At 64.7% G+C, this 16917-nt stretch carries 13 protein-coding genes; 3 read left to right on the top strand and 10 right to left on the bottom strand.

Features of this window, described 5'->3' with window-relative positions; genetic code table 11:
• Positions 1-9: 9 nt before the first annotated feature.
• Both J3U95_RS20665 and J3U95_RS20660 read right to left on the bottom strand, forming a co-directional pair.
• Entirely contained in the window at positions 10-1905 is a 1896-nt protein-coding gene (locus J3U95_RS20665; protein ID WP_208280538.1) for a chemotaxis protein CheA, read from the bottom strand.
• Complete coding sequence (locus tag J3U95_RS20660) at positions 1905-2777, bottom strand: protein phosphatase CheZ (protein ID WP_208280537.1); 873 nt, start codon at positions 2775-2777, stop codon at positions 1905-1907. The genes J3U95_RS20665 and J3U95_RS20660 overlap by 1 nt, the downstream gene beginning before the upstream one ends.
• A gap of 387 nt (positions 2778-3164) precedes the next feature.
• Here J3U95_RS20660 and J3U95_RS20655 point away from each other — a divergent pair, with 387 nt between their 5' ends.
• The 3 genes from J3U95_RS20655 to J3U95_RS20645 all read left to right on the top strand — a co-directional run bounded on the left by J3U95_RS20655 (position 3165) and on the right by J3U95_RS20645 (position 5583).
• The gene (locus tag J3U95_RS20655; RefSeq protein ID WP_208280536.1) at positions 3165-3632 is read left to right on the top strand and encodes a universal stress protein; all 468 of its coding nucleotides are present in this window, start codon (positions 3165-3167) and stop codon (positions 3630-3632) included.
• Between the two features lie 91 nt (positions 3633-3723).
• Positions 3724-4368, top strand: coding sequence for a response regulator (locus J3U95_RS20650; RefSeq protein ID WP_005662702.1), 645 nt, complete (start codon positions 3724-3726; stop codon positions 4366-4368).
• Positions 4369-4788: 420 nt separating this feature from the next.
• Positions 4789-5583, top strand: coding sequence for a Crp/Fnr family transcriptional regulator (locus J3U95_RS20645; protein WP_137173321.1), 795 nt, complete (start codon positions 4789-4791; stop codon positions 5581-5583).
• A gap of 66 nt (positions 5584-5649) precedes the next feature.
• Here the strand turns inward: J3U95_RS20645 and J3U95_RS20640 are convergent, their stop codons facing one another.
• The 8 genes from J3U95_RS20640 to ahpC form a co-directional block, all read right to left on the bottom strand.
• Positions 5650-6411 (bottom strand): hypothetical protein, encoded by a 762-nt coding sequence (locus J3U95_RS20640; protein WP_208280535.1) that lies wholly within the window; start codon positions 6409-6411, stop codon positions 5650-5652.
• Positions 6412-6531: 120 nt separating this feature from the next.
• Positions 6532-7182: a ligase-associated DNA damage response endonuclease PdeM gene (pdeM, locus tag J3U95_RS20635; RefSeq protein WP_208280534.1), complete on the bottom strand. Its 651-nt coding sequence runs from the start codon at positions 7180-7182 to the stop codon at positions 6532-6534.
• On the bottom strand, positions 7179-9638 hold the full coding sequence (locus J3U95_RS20630; protein ID WP_208280533.1) for a ligase-associated DNA damage response DEXH box helicase: 2460 nt from the start codon (positions 9636-9638) through the stop codon (positions 7179-7181). The genes pdeM and J3U95_RS20630 overlap by 4 nt, the downstream gene beginning before the upstream one ends.
• Entirely contained in the window at positions 9635-11269 is a 1635-nt protein-coding gene (locus J3U95_RS20625) for an ATP-dependent DNA ligase (RefSeq protein WP_208280532.1), read from the bottom strand. The genes J3U95_RS20630 and J3U95_RS20625 overlap by 4 nt, the downstream gene beginning before the upstream one ends.
• Entirely contained in the window at positions 11262-12296 is a 1035-nt protein-coding gene (locus J3U95_RS20620; protein WP_208280531.1) for a ligase-associated DNA damage response exonuclease, read from the bottom strand. The genes J3U95_RS20625 and J3U95_RS20620 overlap by 8 nt, the downstream gene beginning before the upstream one ends.
• Positions 12297-12305: 9 nt before the next feature.
• Complete coding sequence (locus J3U95_RS20615; protein WP_208280530.1) at positions 12306-14018, bottom strand: RecQ family ATP-dependent DNA helicase; 1713 nt, start codon at positions 14016-14018, stop codon at positions 12306-12308.
• Between the two features lie 470 nt (positions 14019-14488).
• Positions 14489-16057 carry an alkyl hydroperoxide reductase subunit F gene (ahpF, locus tag J3U95_RS20610; protein ID WP_208280529.1) on the bottom strand — a complete coding sequence of 523 codons (1569 nt, stop codon included), beginning with the start codon at positions 16055-16057 and terminating at the stop codon, positions 14489-14491.
• A gap of 104 nt (positions 16058-16161) precedes the next feature.
• Positions 16162-16725, bottom strand: coding sequence for an alkyl hydroperoxide reductase subunit C (gene ahpC, locus J3U95_RS20605; RefSeq protein WP_005662712.1), 564 nt, complete (start codon positions 16723-16725; stop codon positions 16162-16164).
• Positions 16726-16917 lie beyond the last annotated feature (192 nt).

Here is a 16917-nt window from a genome sequence, read left to right as displayed (position 1 = left end):
CGTTGCTTTTTATGCAGCCAGACGCACGCTGCTGCGGCAGCCATCCATCAGGAACGACAGCCCGACCACGAGCACCAGTTCGCCCTCGGCCGAGCGCGCGGTGCCGGTGATGCCTTCGACCGTCAGCGCGGTCATCGGCTTGATCACCAGGTCGGCCGTGCCGTCCACCGCTTCCATCGCCAGGATGTACGGTTGCGGCGCGTTGATGACGATGCCGACCTTCTCGGAAGCGGCCTCGTAGCCCAGCGCCAGCGCCAGCGAACGCACCGGCAGCGGACGGCCCTGGTCCTTCAGCACCGGAGCGCCGCCGACGCAGGCGAAATCGTCCGGCAGCTCGACCACGCGCTCGACGACGGCCATCGGCAGCGCCAGTTGCGCGCCCGAGGTCGACACCAGCATGGTCGGCACGATCGACAGCTCGATCGGCAGGCGGATCGCGAAGCGCGTGCCCTTGCCCAGCTGGCTTTCGATCCTGATTGCGCCACGGTTCTTCTCGACCGCCGTTTTCACGACGTCCATGCCGACGCCGCGGCCCGACACCGAGGAAGCCACTTCCTTGGTCGAGAAACCCGGCAGGAACACGAGCTGATACGCGTCTTCGTCGCTCTGGGCGCCGTTCTCGCCGATCAGGCCCTTGTCGACCGCCTTCTTGCGCAGCTTGACCGGGTCCATGCCCTTGCCGTCGTCCTGCAGCACGATCATGACGCTATTGGCCTCTTGCCAGGCTTTCAGCAGGATGAAGGCCTTGGCCGGCTTGCCGTTGGCGACACGCTCTTCGGGCGATTCGACGCCGTGGTCCAGTGCGTTACGCAGCATGTGCACCAGCGGATCGTACAGGCTGTCCACCACCACGCGGTCGACTTCGGTCTCGGCGCCTTCGATGGTCAGCTCGACGTCCTTGCCGAGGTCTTTCGCCAGCTCGCGCACCAGGCGCGGGAATTTCTGGAACAGGCGGCCCACCGGCTGCATCCGGGTCGCGAGCGTGGCGCGCTGCAGCTCGGCCGAGTAGCGCGAGGCGCGCTCCAGGGTCTCGGTCAGGGTCGCGATCAGCACCGCGGCCTGGCCTTCGAACTTGAACTGCTGCAGGCGCTCCAACAGCACCGCGGCCTGGTTGGCGGCCTGCACCGACTCGCCGGCCACTTCGAGCAGCGCATCGAGCTTGACGGCGTCGATACGGATGCTTTCGTCCTTGGCCGGCGCGGCGGCGGCAGGCTTGTTCTCGGTGCGGCGCTCGACGCCGTCCCAGTTCTTGGCGGCCGGCGCTGCGGCGGCAGGGGCGGCGGCAGCAACCGGTGCGGCGGCGGCAACCGGATCGGCGGCCGGGGCAGCAGCAGGAGCGGCAGCGGTCGCGGCGATCGCGTTCGCGGCCGGGACCACGGCGTTGTACATGCCGGTCCAGTCCAGGCCGTCCTCGCCGGCGGCGGCCGCAGACGCTGCGACAGGCGGAGCTTCGGCCACCACGGCGGCGGCCGGGGCCGACGCAGCTGCGGGTGCGGCAACTGCGGCAGCCGGAGCGCTGTCCTTGCCTTCGATCGCGTCCATCAGGATGCGCTCGAGGTCGCCCGGCATCTGCGCCAGGCCTTCCGGCGGTGTGCCGTTGTTCAGGTCGCCGAGCTGGTCGGCCACGAAGCCGGACGCCTGCAGCGCCGCCTCGATCGCGAGCGGCGTCACCGGCGCGGCGCCGGTGCGCAGCGCATCGAACAGGTTCTCGGTCAGGTGGCAGGCCGCCACCAGCGCGGGCAGGCCCATGAAACCGGCGCCGCCCTTGATCGTGTGGAACGACCGGAACACCGCGTTCAGCGTTTCCTTGTTATCGGGGTCGCGTTCGAGGCGCAGCAGGTGCTCTTCTACGTTTACCGCCAGATCCATCGCCTCGACGACGAAATCCTTCAGCATATCGTCCATTAGAATCCCAGATCGGCAAGAAGATCGTCAACATTGTCCTGGTTCAGCGCCGCTTCCGGCACCGACGGGCCTTGCATCAGCGGCGCGGGAGCTGCTGGCTGTTCTTTCTTGGCCAGCTTTTCCTTGATGTCCGGTGGCGCATTGTCGCGCAGCAGCTGAGCCAGCTCGCTCTCGACGGTCTGCGTGATCTTGACGACTTTCTTGATCAGCTGGCCGGTGATGTCCTGGAAGTCCTGGGCCATCATGATCTCGAGCAGGCGTGCGCGTTCGGCTTCGGTTGCTTCGTTGACGAGCGCGGCGAACTGGCGCGAATCGCCGGCCAGGGCCTTGAATTCATCCAGGCTCAGCTTGCCTTCGAACAGGTCGGCCCAGCGGGTTTCCATGTCCTTGGCCTGCTTTTGCAGCAGGTCCTGCGCCGGCATGCCCTCGTCCAGGGTGTTGAGCACCTTGTTGGCGGCCTGTTCGGTCAGGGTGGCGACGTATTCCAGGCGATCCTGGGCGTCGACGATCTGCGACGAAGCCTCGGTCAGCGCCTTGTCGTAGCCCAGCTCGCGCAGCGAGTCGTGCAGCAGGCGCACGATGCCGCCCAGGCGTTCGAACATGCCGCCTTCGTGGCCTTCCTCGGCCTGCGCACCCGCGGCTGGCGCGGCAGCGGCCGGCGCCACGGTGGCGACGGCGGCAGTGGCGGCCACGGCGGCGACAGCCGGCGCGGCGGTGGCGGATACCTGGTCGAACAAGGATTCCAGGTCATCCTCGTCGTTGCTTGCGGCCGGGGCTGGCTCGGCCGCGGCGGCAGGGCCAGGCGGTGCGCTGGTGCGCTGCGCCGCCACTTCCTCGAATAGTGCGTCGAAATCGTCAGCGGCGTCGGTCATAATCCCTGCTTCTCCATAATGTATAAATGAGCAATCAGCTCTGCAATCCGGGGGTTCTGGTGCGTCCACCAGGCCGTTTCGGCCGGTTAAGTTTCGGTGGAGTAATTGAAGCGAGTGTAGCAGTGTGGTTGCCGTAGGTAAATCTCAGAGAAGGCAATGCAACAAAATGGACAGGGAAACTTAATTCCGCGACAATTAAAACCGGGTGTTCCTGATGCTTTTTATAAGCTCGGTGTTGTATTTTGTAATCGCAGGTCAGTTTTCCAAGGTTAGTGTCGCATCGCAGCAGGTCGCGTTCATTTGATAGAACTCAACTGTTTGCGTCTCAGAAATCGCCATCCTGCACTGAGTCACCTGAATGTGCATGGCCACCCAGGAGGAACCATTATGTATCGCAAGATCCTGATCACCACCGACGGTTCGGCCGTATCGCAGCACACCGCCTGCGCGGGCGTCAAATTCGCGCAACAGATGGGCGCCGAAGTGCTGGCCCTGTTCGTCGCCCCCGAGTACCAGTACCCAGTGTACGTGGAGATCATCCCCCCCTCCTACCCCAGCGAAGAAGAATACATCGCCCAGATGCGGCGCATGGGCGAGGAATACATGGGCAAGATCACGCGCTCCTGCGCCGGCGCCAATCTCCAGTACCGGTGCATGACGGCGTTTTCCGATTCGGCGGCGCTCAAGATCGTCGACGTCGCCGAGCAGGAGGGCTGCGACCTGATCTTCATGGGCTCGCACGGGCGCAGCGGCTGGAACCAGCTACTGCTGGGCAGCGTCACCAACAAGGTGTTGTCGCACACGACCAAGCCGGTGCTGGTGCACCGCCTGATCGCCGAACCGGCGCCTTCCTGACCCCGCCGACAGCAGGGTCATGTATTTACAGTTACAATAGTTTTTTTACTGATCCAGGGTAGCAAACCGCTTCAGGTTCGAGGAATCGATAATGGTAAGAATCGTCATCGCCGATGACCACACGATCATGCGCGAGGGCCTCAAGCGCATCCTGGACGGCGCCGAGGAAGTCGACATCGTGGGCGAAGCCACCAATGGCTTCGAAGTATTGTCGCTGGTACGCCAGGGCGGCTTCGACCTGCTGCTGCTCGACCTGTCCATGCCCGGCCGCAGCGGCGTCGACCTGATCCGGCAGGTGCGCAGCGAAGCGCCCAAGCTGGCCATCCTGATCCTGACCATGCACGAGGAAGAGCAGTACGCGGTGCGCGCGATCCGCGCCGGCGCCCAGGGCTATCTCACCAAGGAGAGCGCGGGCACCCAGCTGGTGGGGGCGATCCGCAAGGTGGCCTCGGGGCGTCCCTACATCAGCACCGAAGTGGCCGAACAATTGGCGCTGAACATCATGGCGCCGAGCGAGCAGTTGTTGCACAAACAGTTGTCAGACCGCGAATTCGAGGTATTTTCGCTCCTGGTCAGCGGCAAGTCGATTACCGAGATCGCCAATGGCCTGCATCTGTCGGTGAAAACCGTCAGCACCCACAAGACCCGCATCATGCAGAAAATGGGCATGAGCTCGCTGTCCGAGATGGTGCAATATGCCGTCGCACACCGCCTGTTGTCGCCACTGAAGGCGTGATGCGCTGATTTCCTTTGACCGCCGCGCGCGGTTTTCGTGCGGCGCACGCCCTTTTTCCCAGGCTAGCGCCGCCACGCTCTGACACCCCGTCTGTTTCCGTTCTGCCACCTTCCGCCATTCGGGCGGCGTTCTTGGTGGTAGGAGAATTCCTACGACTGCACCATCTGTCCTACTTACATATTCAGGCAACGCTGATATTCGTGCCGGACTCGTGTTGGCATACTGAATTCAGCGTTTCGACTTGCTTGCGATCCAAGTCACGGCGTCAGCCATATAAAACCATGGCATGGCAGACGCGCTACCGCACGCTGCCGTGCCGCCGGGGTCGCGTGAAACCTGAGTTCCTTACCGGAGATGAGCATGCAGTCCCAGCCACCGTCAGATCAACGCAACGTTACCCAGCCTACCCTGCATTCCCCGATGGAAGCGGGGCGCCAGCGCCAGGGTCGCCTCTGGTCCAACCTGAAAGAAGTGTGCGACCTGCTCCGTATTCCAGCCAGCGTGTCGGTGAGCTCCGAAGAATTGCTGTTCCAACACGTGCAGTTCAAGACGGGCCAGCGCGTGCACACGATCGGCCAGGCCTTCGACACCCTGTACATCGTCAACTCGGGCTTCCTCAAGACGGTGCTGATCGACGAATTCGGCAACGAACAGGTGCTGAGCTTCCCCATGAAGGGCGATATGCTCGGCGTCGACGGCATCCACACCCGCCACTATGCCTCCGAGGCCGTGGCGCTGTCCGACTGTGACCTGATCCTGCTGCCGTTCAAGAAACTGACCGCACTGGGTCGCGTCCACAGCGAACTCGAGAACATGATGTACGGCGTGATGAGCCGCGAGCTGGTGCGCGAGCAGACCATGATCGGCATGCTCGGCGCCCTGTCGGCCGAGGCGCGCGTGGCCCGCTTCCTGGTCTCGCTGGCCGACCGCTTCGCCGCGATGGGTTATTCCAGCAAGCTGTTCAACCTGCGCATGACGCGTCACGAGATCGGCAGCTACCTCGGCCTCACGCTCGAGACCGTCAGCCGCACCTTGTCGGCCTTCAACGAAATCGGCCTGATCACCGTCGACCAGCGCACCATCGGCATCAAGGATGCCGAAGCGCTCAAGACCCTGCGCCGCCTGCCGCCCTCGCGTTCGCGCACCAAGGGCGCTGCCCGCCAGAAGGCCGAGCTCGATCAGCCTGGTGATGACCAGGTGCTGGCAACGGTCTGAACTTCCCGGCGTGACGTCAACAACGGTGCCCGCTTGCAAAGGCGGGCATCGTCGTTGGCGCGTCTGTTATTCCTTATCGAGGGACAATACCCCGTCGGTGACACGCACCCGGTCGCCCTTGCGGTAGCCCGGATTGTTGTCGTACTCGATCGCCTGGGTCGCATCGGTCGTATTGAAGCGCACCGTCACCCGATACCGCTGGGCGGCCTGCACGTCGCTGGCCAGCGCCCCCGAACTGCCCACCGCATCGCGCACGATCTGGACATTCTCGACGATCGCGCAACTGGTGCAATAACGCGCCACGCGTGGACGCTCGGTCGTGCGCGGCGGCGGCGGCGGTGCGGCGCCAGGCGCCGCGCTGGCGACACCCGCGTCCTTCGACGCCAGTTGCCGCACCGATTCTTGCGATGACGCCGATGCCGATGCCGCGGCCCCGCTCAGCAGGCCGTCGCGCAGCACGGTGGTCGCGACCTGGCTGCCCAGCCGCATCTCGGCGGTCACCGCGCTGTCGGGCTGGAAGCGGTCGTGGTTGCCGATCACATAGCTGCCGCTGTAGCGGCCGGGATCGGTCTCCTGCATCTGGACGGCGCGGGTGGCGCCGTCGATGGTCACGTTCACCGTGGCGTTCCGGGTGCCGTACACATGGAAGTGCAAGGCGGCGCCCTGCTCCAGGCGCGGCACTTTTTCAACGTGGAAGCCTTCGATGGCAGGCGTCACGGTGCGGCTGAGCGGCAAGGTCTGCGCCAGGGCCGTGCTGCTCGTCGCCAGCAACGTGCCGGCCGGCGCCAGGGCAGCCACCAGGGAACACATCAGGATGCGTTTTTTCATGGCAATCTCCCAATATCCTAGAAGTTAGCGGGACGGCATGACACCGCCTTCGATCCAGGCAGACAGTACCCCGGTGCAAAAGCAAGGTCCGTACGGTTACGAACCAACGGCAGGCAGGCGCTAACAGACGGCGTGGACGGCGTCGCCCGACGTCACATAGATGTGGTCGCCAGGCCCCGGCTTGACCGCGTGGCCGCCGGTAAACGCGCCGAAGGACGGCAGGATCAATCCCTGCTCGCCGACGACGAAGCACGGCAGGCGCAGCGCATCGAAGCGCGTCGCCAGCACATAGACCGGATGCACGTGGCCGGCCAGGCCATAGCCTGGCGCGTCGACGCCGGGATGGTGGCAGAAGGCAAACGGCCCGATCGCATGCGGCTCGTCCACCAGCGTCATCCCCAGCGCCGCCGCCGGGTCGCCCGCGTGCAAGTCGTGATTGCCGCGCACCAGCATCAAGGCCAGGTCGGGATGACGCTGGCGCCAGGCCAGCATCGCCAGCTGGGTCGAGCTGGCGTGGGCGGCGCGCGCATGCAAAAAGTCGCCCAGGAACACCACCTGGCGCGCGCCGTGCGCGGCCACCAGCGCGTCCAGGCCGGCCAGGTTCTCCGAGGTCGTGCCGCGAGGCACCGGCACGCCGAGGGCGCGGAAGGCGGCCGCCTTGCCGAAATGGATGTCGGCGATGATCAGCATGCCTTCGCGCTGCCAATAGATGGCCTTCTCCGGCAGCAGCCGGAGCGATTCGCCGGCCACCTGGACCATGACCCCGCTCATGCCGCCGCCTTCTCGAGTTCGCGCAGCATGCGCGCCACGCGGTCATTGAGTTTCTCGGTGCTGACCTTTTCGCGGAAACGCTCGACCATCAGGGCAAACCCGAACGGCGTTGCACGTTTTACTTCGCGATAGGCGATCCTGCGCGCGTGAAGCTCGGTCAGCGTGTCGCGCAGACGGGTCAGCTCGAGCTCCTGCTCCATCACCTCGCGCTCGGCCTGGGTCAAGAGCAGGTTGCCGGCATCATGCTTGCGAAACACCTCGAAGAACAGTGAGGACGAAGCCTGCAGCTGGCGGTTCGACTTCGGCTGGCCCGGATAGCCCGAGAACACCAGGCCGGCGATCCGCGCCACCTCGCGAAAGCGCTGCTGCGACAACTGGGTCGCGTTCAGGCTGTCGATCACGTCTTCCAGCAGGCGCGCGGTGTCGAACAGGTCCACGCCGGCGCCCGTCGGCGCGTCGAACATGCGCGCCCAGTCGACCGGCTCGGGCGCCATCAGCTCGAAACCGTAGTCGTTGATGGCGATCGAAAACGTGATCGGCTGCACGCGGCCGACGCGAAAGGCGATCAGGGACGCCAGTCCCATATGCACCGAACGGCCGGCGAACGGATACACGAACAGGTGATGACCCTCGCGGCTCTTCATCGACTCGAGCACCAGCACTTCGCTCGTGGGCAGCGCCGACCAGCGCTGCTGGATCTCGATGAGCGGCTCGATGGCGCGCATTTCGGGGCCGTCGAACACGCCCCCGTCGGCCAGGCGCAGCTCTTCCAGCGCGGCGTGGGCCAGCTCGTTCGACATCGGCATCTTGGCGCCCTGCCAGCGCGCGATCGCGCCGCGGGTGCCGCTGGCGCGCTTCACGAAGGCGGTCAGCTCGTGCACGCGCACGAATTCCAGGATGCGCCCGCCGAACAGGAAGCGGTCGCCGGGCTTCAGGCGCGAGATGAAGGATTCCTCCACGCTGCCGATCCTGCCGCCGCTCATGTACTTTACCTGGATCGTGGCGTCCGACATGATGGTGCCGATGCCCATCCGGTGACGGCGGCCGATGGCGCTGTCGGGCACGCGGTAGACGCCCTCGTCGTCCGGCAGCACGCGGCGGTATTCGGGATACACGGTCAGGCTCTGGCCGCCGCGCGCGACGAAGTCGAGCGCCCACTGCCACTCTTCCTGCTCCAGGTGCCGGTAGGACCAGGCCTGCCGCACTTCCTCATACAATTCTTCCGAGCGGAAGCCGCCACCCAGCGCCACCGTCACCAGGTGCTGCACCAGCACGTCGAACGGCTTGTTCGGCACGTAGCGGCCCTCGATGCGGCGCGCCGTCACCGCCTTCTTCGCGCCGGCCGCTTCCAGCAGTTCGAGGCTGTTGGTCGGCACCAGGGTCACGCGCGAGACGCGTCCCGGCGCATGGCCGCTGCGGCCGGCGCGCTGCAGCAGGCGCGCCACGCCCTTGGCGCTGCCGATCTGCAGCACGCGCTCGACCGGCAGGAAGTCCACGCCAAGATCGAGGCTGGCGGTGCAGATCACGGCTTTCAGGATGCCGTTCTTGAGGCCCAGCTCCACCCACTCGCGCACCTCGCGGTCGAGCGAGCCATGGTGCAGCGCGATCACGCCAGCCCAGTCGGGCCGCGCCTCCAGGATGTTCTGGTACCAGATCTCGGCCTGCGAGCGGGTATTGGTGAACACCAGGGTCGCCTCGTGCCCCTCGATTTCATCGATCACCGGCTGCAGCATCTGCAAGCCCAGGTGGCCGCCCCAGGGGAAGCGCGAGACGTTCGCGGGGATCAGGCAGTCGACCACGATTTTCTTGCGCGTATCGCCTTCGACCAGGACACCGGAATCGCTACCCAGCAGCACCTGCCGCGCCAGGTCGAGATTGCCCATCGTGGCCGACACGCCCCATACCAGAAGTTCGGGACGCCAGCGCCGCAACCTGGCCAACGCCAGCTGCACCTGCACGCCGCGCTTGCTGCCCATCAGTTCATGCCACTCGTCGACGATGACCATATCGAGATGGCGGAACTGTTCATGGGCGGCCGCATTGCTGATCATGAGCGACAGGCTCTCGGGCGTCGTCACCAGGGCCGCCGGCATGCTGCGCGTCTGGCGCGCCCGCTCGGCCGACTTGGTGTCTCCGGTGCGTGCGCCGATGCGCCATTCGGGCAGCAGCTCCGCGGCGGAATCCTCGAGCGCGCGCTGGGTGTCGGCCGCCAGCGCGCGCATCGGCGTGATCCACAGGACGCGCAGGCCCGCCTTGGCCCTTCCCGTCTCCAGGCCGGCGCGCTGCAGCGCCGCGAACCAGACGGCAAAGGTCTTGCCGGCGCCGGTATTCGCATGCAGCAGGCCCGATTCGCCCTTCAGCGCTGCCTTCCACACCGCGCGCTGGAATGGAAAGGCGGTCCAGCCGCGGCTGGACAACCATTCTTCGATGCGGGTGCTGACCGGATTACGGCTCATGCGGTGGCCGCCTCCAGCAAGCCCTTGAGCGTGTCGAGCGTATCGGCTTCTTCGACCGGCTTATCAAGGCGCCGGCGCAGGATGCGCGGAAAGCGCACCGCGATCCCCGCCTTGTGGCGCGGCGACAGCGCAATGCCCTCGAAGCCGATCTCGAACACCATGGTCGGCTTGACCGAGCGCACCGGCCCGAACTTCTCGATGGTCGTGCGCCGGATCGTGTTGTCGACCTGGGCGATCTCGGCGTCGGTCAGGCCCGAATAGGCTTTCGCGAACGGCACCAGCTTGCGCTCGGCGCCTTCGCCATCCCACACGGCAAAGGTGTAGTCGGTGTAGAGCGAGGCGCGCCGGCCGCTGCCAGGTTGGGCGTACAGCAGCACGGCATCGATGGCGTAAGGGTCGATCTTCCACTTCCACCAGGTGCCGACGTCCTTGGTGCGGCCGACGCCGTAGTGGGCTGTGCGGCTCTTGAGCATCATGCCCTCCACGCTGCGCGCGCGCGAGCCGGCGCGCAGGGTCGCCAGGTCTTCCCAGCTGTCCGCGTGGACAAGCGGCGACAGGCGCAGCTGCGGCTGCTCCAGCTTGCCCACTTCCACCTCGAGCAAGGCGCGCCGTTCGTGCTGCGGCAGGCCGCGCAGGTCCACGCCGTCCAGCTCCAGCAAGTCATAGCAGCACAGCACCGCCGGCAGCTCGCCCAGCAGCTTGGCCGACAGGGTCTTGCGGCCGATGCGCTTCTGCAGGTCGGCGAAGGGCGACGGCATGCTCGACCCGGGCTGCCAGATCAGCACCTCGCCGTCGAGCACCATCCCGTCGGGCAGGCGCGCCGCCGCCAGTTCGGGAAAGCGTTCGGTGATCAGGTCTTCGCCGCGCGACCACAGGAAACTCTGGCCGTCGCGCCGCACCAGTTGCGCGCGGATGCCGTCGTATTTCCATTCCACGAGCCAGTCGTCCAGCTCGCCCAGGACGGCCGGATCGCCATTGAGCTGATGCGACAGGAAGAAGGGATAAGGTTGGCCGCCGCGCAGCTTGTGCTCCTCGTCGGACTGCTCGGCGATCAGCTGCAGGAAGCCGCTGGCCGTCGGTTTCACACGCCCATCGGTCCAGCCCATCAGGCGCTGGGCAATGAGCTTGCTGTCGACGGCGGCGATCGCAGCCAGCGCACGCGTCACCAGCAGCTTCGATACCCCGACCCGGAATCCGCCGCCAATCAGCTTCACCAGCAGGAAGCGCTCGCGCCAATCCAGCTCGTTCCAGTACATGAACAGCGCCTCGCGGATGCGGCCCGGATCGGCGCCACGCAGGGGGCCGATGCGCTGTTCCATCCACTCGGCCAGGCCGACGTCGGACCGTTCGGTGGGCGGCGGCAGGATGTGGGCGATGGTCTCGGCGAAGTCGCCCACCGCGTGATAGGACTCGTCGAACAGCCATTCGTCCAGGCCCGCGTATTCGATCGCGAACTGGCGCAGCAACTTGGTCGGCACCGCCTGGCGCGGCTTGCCGCCGGCCAGGAAGTAGACCGCCCAGGCCGCGTTCTCGGGCGCGGCATTGGCAAAGTAACCCTGCAGCGCGTCGAGCTTGCGGGTGGTCGACGTGGTTTCGTCGAGGTCGGCGTACAGGCGCGCGAATTCACGCATCGGCCGCTCCTGCCGCCGGCGCTGGTGTCTCCACTGCGTCGTCTTCCTCTTCGTCCCCATACTCGGTTTCGAAGCCCGACGCATCCAGCCCGTTCTGGCACAGCCAGCGCACCAGGATCGGTATCGAGCCGTGGGTGACGATCACGCGCTGGGCCTCGGTCGACTTGATGGCGCTCATCAGGCCCGGCCAGTCGGCGTGGTCGGACAGCACGAAGCCGCGGTCGACGCCGCGCCGGCGCCGCGCGCCGCGCAGCAGCATCCAGCCGCTGGCGAAGGAATCGCTGTAGTCGCCGAAGCGCTTCATCCACGGCGAGCCGCTGGCGGATGGCGGCGCCACCACCAGTGCACGCCGCAGCGCCGCCTTGTCGACGTCGCTCACCATCACGGTCGGCGGGATGTCGACGCCTTCCGCGCGGTAGGCGCGGTTCAGCGGCTCGACCGAGCCATGGCAGACGATGGGACCGATCGAGGGATCGAGGCCGGCCAGGATGCGCTGCGCCTTGCCGAAGGAATAGGCGAATACCACACTGCAGCGGCCTTCCTCGGCATTCTTGCGCCACCAGGCATTGATCTCGTCCATCACCTGCTGTTCCGGCTGCCAGCGATAGATCGGCAGGCCGAAGGTCGATTCGGTGATGAAGGTGTCGCAGCGCACCGGCTCGAATGGCGCGCAGGTCTTGTCCGGCTCGACCTTGTAGTCGCCCGACGCCACCCAGACTTCGCCGCCGCATTCCATGCGCACCTGGCTCGAGCCCAGCACATGGCCGGCTGGGTGCAGCGAGATGGTGACGCCGTTGTGGACGACCTTCTCGCCATACGCGAGCGCATCGACCGAGATATCGCCCAGGCGCGACTTGAGCACGCCGATGCCGGGCGCAGCCGCCAGGTAGTGGCCGTGGCCGACGCGCGCGTGGTCGCCGTGGGCATGCGTGATGACGGCGCGCGCCACCGGCCGCCAGGGGTCGATGTAGAAGTCCCCCGGCACGCAGTACAACCCCTCCTTGCGGACGACGACCATGTCTCCCATCGGCATCCCTTACGCTGGCACCGGTTCCAGGAAATCGGCCATGAAGCTGCGGCTTTCGCCGTCCGGGAAATCGACCGTCACCTGATCGCCGGCGATGGCGACCACCACGCCTTCGCCATACTTCGCCGACCTGGCGCGTGCGCCGACCTCGAACTTCGGCTCGGGAGCTTCTTCGGCCGGCTCGCGGTCGAATTCGTCGTCGCGGATTTCGATATCCTGCGGGAGGCTCAGCGCCGGGGGATTCAGGCAGTTGTCGCACTTGCAGCACTGTTCAAAACCCGGCGCCTGGTCGCCGAAGTAATCGAGCAGCAGCTTCCAGCGGCAAAAGCCGCTCACCGCATAACTGACCATCTGGTCCAGCGCTTCCTTGTCGCGCTCCTGCTTCTGGACATACACCTGGGCCAGGCGCGCATACACGCCGGGACGCGGCTCGGCCGCGCTGGGCAGGTATTCCAGCTTGCGGTTCTGGCGCACCAGCTTGGCGTCCTTGAGCAGCTTCAGGCAGACCTTGATGTTCGACTCCGCGATGTCTTCCAGCGCCTCGTCGAGACGGCGACCCGTCACAGGGCCGTCCTCATGCAGGGTGCGTACGGTCTCGTGCACCAGTTGCAGCTCTTGCGCATCCGGATAGTGCTTGACCAGGAAGAACTGCTGGATGCGCTTGTCGTCCTGCAGGAACAGCAACGTGCATTCGGCATCCAGCCCGTCGCGGCCGGCGCGGCCCGATTCCTGGTAATACGATTCGAGGTTGGCCGGGATCTGCAGGTGGATCACGAAGCGGGTATCGCTCTTGTCGATGCCCATGCCGAAGGCATTGGTGGCCACCATTACGCGCCGCTCGCCTTCCATGAACAGGTCCTGGTTCATTTTGCGCTCAGCCGCCGGCAGCTTGCCGTGGTAGAGCGTGACCGATTCGCCGGCTTCCTCGAGCACGGCCAGCATCTCCTCGGCCACCTTGACGGTGGCGGCGTACACGATGCCGACGCCTTGCGTCTGCTGCACCAGGCGCAGCGCCTCCTGGTATTTCTCTTTGGCGCTGGTGACTTGCCGCACGCGGTAATGCAGGTTGGGCCGGTAGATGCCGGTATTGATCACGTTCAGCTTGCGGCCCAGCTGCTTGCCGATGTCGGCGATCACCTCGTCGGTGGCGGTGGCCGTGAGCGCGAGCACCGGAGGACGGCCGATCGCCTCGATCGCGGCGGCCAGGCCGATATAGGCCGGGCGGAAATCATGGCCCCATTGCGAGATGCAGTGCGCCTCGTCGATCACGACGATGTCGAGCGTGACCTTGCGCAGCACGGCGATGAATTCGGGCGAGACCAGGCGTTCCGGGGTGCAGAACACGATTTCGCAGGATTCGCTGGCGATCGCCTCGAGCGCGGCGTGTTCTTCTTCGGCGGACAAGCTGCTGTTGACCTGGACCGAGCGGATGCCGATCTCTTCCAGCTTTTCGAGCTGGTCCTTCATGAGGGAGATGAGCGGGGAGACGACGACCGTGATCCCCTCCAGCATCTTGGCCGGGATCTGGTAGCACAGCGACTTGCCGCCGCCGGTGGGCATGATGGCCAGGGTGTCCTTGCCGTCGAGTACGCTGTCGATCACGCGCTGCTGGCCTTCGCGCAGCTGCGCGATGCCGAACACGGCGTTCAGGAGGCGTCGGATGGTATTGCGGCGCACGGCGAGCAGGCCGCGGTGCATGAGGGTGGGGTCGTGTCGGGTCATGATGACGCCGACTTTATTAGCACGGCGACAACTCGACTATAGGACGCCACCTACTTCATGCGTAGGAGGTCAACTTTTGGCGGAGTCGTCACGTTATAGGCAGGGTGCTAAGCTGGTTGTGTCAATTGTGCGACACAAATTCTCGACAAGGTTTAGTCCTACAACTAGACGGATATTTGACCGATGCCGGGTGTCCAGCTAGACATTTACTATTGTGACCATCATTCACAGCCCCGCCATCTTCAGGAGAACCATCATGTCGCGCCGCCCTATGACCTGGACCGCAGTCCACCTGGCCCTTGCCAGCGCGGCCACCTGGTTTTTGCTGGAGTCCGGCGCGCTGTCGTCGGCGTTGCTGTTCTCGTTCCACTGATCTTTTTACTGACTTCGACTGCATAAAAAACGCCGCCTTCCAGTGGAAGACGGCGTTCATTTCCTCGACGTAGCGGGCAGCGTGGCCCGCTCAGTCATCAAGCAGCTTTCTGCTCTTCCTCTTCCACCGGCAGGCGGATCAGGTGGTCAAAAGCGGCTAGCGATGCCTTGGCGCCCTCGCCCACGGCGATCACGATCTGCTTGAACGGCACGGTGGTCACGTCACCGGCAGCGAACACGCCTGGCAGCGAAGTGTGGCCGCGGGCATCGACTTCGATCTCGCCGTGCGCCGACAGGTCGATCGTGCCCTTGAGCCATTCGGCGTTCGGCACCAGGCCGATCTGCACGAACACGCCTTCCAGGTCCAGCTTGTGCAGCTCGCCGGTGGTGCGATCCTTGTAGCTCAGGCCGTTGACGATCTTGCCGTCGCCGTGGATCTCGGTGGTCTGGGCCGACTTGATCACCTTGACGTTCGGCAGCGAGTACAGCTTGCGTTGCAGGACCGCATCGGCGCGCAGCTCATTGCCGTATTCGATCAGGGTCACTTCCTTGACGATGCCCGCCAGGTCGATCGCCGCCTCGACACCGGAGTTGCCGCCGCCGATCACCGACACGCGCTTGCCCTTGAACAGCGGGCCGTCGCAGTGCGGGCAGTACGCCACGCCGTGGTTCTTGTACTCCTTCTCGCCCGGCACGTTGATCTCGCGCCAGCGGGCGCCGGTCGCCACGATCACGGTCTTCGACTTGAGCACCGCGCCGCTCTCGGTATGCACTTCAATCATCTTGCCGCCCACCAGCTTGCTGGCGCGCTGGGTGTTCATGATGTCGACGTCATATTCCTTGACGTGTTCTTCCAGGGCGACGGCGAACTTCGGACCGTCGGTGGCCTTCAGCGACACGAAGTTCTCGATCGCGAGGGTGTCCAGCACCTGGCCGCCGAAGCGGTCGGCCAGCACGCCGGTACGGATGCCCTTGCGGGCGGCGTAGATCGCGGCTGCCGCGCCGGCGGGGCCGCCGCCGACGATCAGCACGTCGAATGGGTCTTTCTGGCTCAGCTCGGCAGCCTTGCGCTCACCGCCCTTGACGTCGATCTTCGACAGGATCTCTTCGACGTTGGTGCGGCCCTGGCCGAAATGCTGGCCGTTCAGGAACATCATCGGCACGGCCAGGATCTGCTTGTCTTCGACTTCCTTCTTGAAGACGCCGCCATCGATCGTCACGACCTTGATGCGCGGGTTGATGACCGACATCGTGTTCAGTGCCTGCACGACTTCCGGGCAGTTATGGCACGACAGCGAGATGTAGGTCTCGAAGACGTAGTCGCCGTCCAGGGCTGCGATCTGGTCGATGACGGATTGTTCCAGCTTGATGGTGTGACCGCCGACGTGCAGCAAGGCCAGCACCAGCGAGGTGAATTCGTGGCCCAGCGGGATGCCGGCGAAGCGCACGCCGATATCGGTGCCGACACGGTTGATCGCGAACGACGGGGTGCGCTCGTTGGCTTCCTGGCGCACGGTGATCTTGTCGGACAGGGCTGCGATCTCATTGAGCAGCTCGTCCATTTCGCGCGATTTCGGCGAATCATCCAGCGATGCAACCAGCTCAATAGGCTGCACCACTTTTTCCAGATAGGCTTGCAACTGTTTCTTGAGGGTTGCGTCCAGCATGATGTTTTCCTTTGATTCTATTAACTTGACTTATACAGGCCGGGCGTAAAACGGGCCGCCGCAGCGGCCCGTTCACGGGTGCTACTTGACTACTGCCTTACTGCTTAGATCTTGCCGACCAGGTCCAGCGACGGGGTCAGGGTTTCTGCGCCTTCGGTCCACTTGGCTGGGCAGACTTCGCCTGGGTGCGAAGCGACGTACTGGGCTGCCTTGACTTTGCGCATCAGTTCCGAAGCGTCGCGGCCGATGCCGTTGTCGTGCACTTCCATGATCTTGATCTGGCCTTCTGGGTTGATCACGAAGGTGCCGCGCAGTGCCATGCCTTCTTCTTCGATCATGACTTCGAAGTTACGCGACAGGACGCCAGTTGGGTCGCCGATCAGTGGGTAGTTCACTTTCTTGATCGCGTCCGAGGTGTCGTGCCATGCCTTGTGGGCGAAGTGGCTGTCGGTCGAGACGCCGTACACATTGACGCCCAGCTTTTCGAATTCCGGCTGGAATGCGGCCAGATCTTCCAGTTCGGTCGGGCAAACGAAGGTGAAGTCTGCCGGGTAGAACATCACCACCGACCAGGTACCCTTGAAGTTCTCTTCGGTCAGGTCGATGAACTTGCCGTTGTGGTAAGCGGTTGCTTTGAACGGCTTGATCTGGGTGTTGATGAGGGACATGTAATCTCCTGTTTGGGGGTTGATGAAACGTATGACAAGCAGTTTACCGCCCTGCTCGTCGTTTGTGAAATTGATTGATTCGATATTCTTGATTGATTTTGGCTATCAGTCAAGTGCGGTGTTGCCGTCCAGATAAAGGAGGGCCTCGAAACAAACCCGGACAGTGTGTCGTAAATGGCAAGCGGGTGCAAC

It is taken from the genome of Massilia oculi (assembly GCF_017582745.1).
Taxonomy (GTDB): Bacteria; Pseudomonadota; Gammaproteobacteria; order Burkholderiales; family Burkholderiaceae_D; genus Telluria; species Telluria oculi_A.
This window is presented reverse-complemented; position numbering and strand designations above follow the sequence as displayed.

What these genes read in the sequence shown, in the direction of transcription:
- ahpC (WP_005662712.1), bottom strand. Translation starts at nt 16,725, where the DNA reads ATGTCCCTCATCAACACCCAGATCAAGCCGTTCAAAGCAACCGCTTAC.
- J3U95_RS20655 (WP_208280536.1), top strand. Translation starts at nt 3,165, where the DNA reads ATGTATCGCAAGATCCTGATCACCACCGACGGTTCGGCCGTATCGCAG.
- ahpF (WP_208280529.1), bottom strand. Translation starts at nt 16,057, where the DNA reads ATGCTGGACGCAACCCTCAAGAAACAGTTGCAAGCCTATCTGGAAAAA.
- J3U95_RS20630 (WP_208280533.1), bottom strand. Translation starts at nt 9,638, where the DNA reads ATGAGCCGTAATCCGGTCAGCACCCGCATCGAAGAATGGTTGTCCAGC.
- J3U95_RS20640 (WP_208280535.1), bottom strand. Translation starts at nt 6,411, where the DNA reads ATGAAAAAACGCATCCTGATGTGTTCCCTGGTGGCTGCCCTGGCGCCG.
- J3U95_RS20660 (WP_208280537.1), bottom strand. Translation starts at nt 2,777, where the DNA reads ATGACCGACGCCGCTGACGATTTCGACGCACTATTCGAGGAAGTGGCG.
- J3U95_RS20625 (WP_208280532.1), bottom strand. Translation starts at nt 11,269, where the DNA reads ATGCGTGAATTCGCGCGCCTGTACGCCGACCTCGACGAAACCACGTCG.
- J3U95_RS20650 (WP_005662702.1), top strand. Translation starts at nt 3,724, where the DNA reads ATGGTAAGAATCGTCATCGCCGATGACCACACGATCATGCGCGAGGGC.
- pdeM (WP_208280534.1), bottom strand. Translation starts at nt 7,182, where the DNA reads ATGAGCGGGGTCATGGTCCAGGTGGCCGGCGAATCGCTCCGGCTGCTG.
- J3U95_RS20615 (WP_208280530.1), bottom strand. Translation starts at nt 14,018, where the DNA reads ATGACCCGACACGACCCCACCCTCATGCACCGCGGCCTGCTCGCCGTG.
- J3U95_RS20665 (WP_208280538.1), bottom strand. Translation starts at nt 1,905, where the DNA reads ATGGACGATATGCTGAAGGATTTCGTCGTCGAGGCGATGGATCTGGCG.
- J3U95_RS20645 (WP_137173321.1), top strand. Translation starts at nt 4,789, where the DNA reads ATGGAAGCGGGGCGCCAGCGCCAGGGTCGCCTCTGGTCCAACCTGAAA.
- J3U95_RS20620 (WP_208280531.1), bottom strand. Translation starts at nt 12,296, where the DNA reads ATGGGAGACATGGTCGTCGTCCGCAAGGAGGGGTTGTACTGCGTGCCG.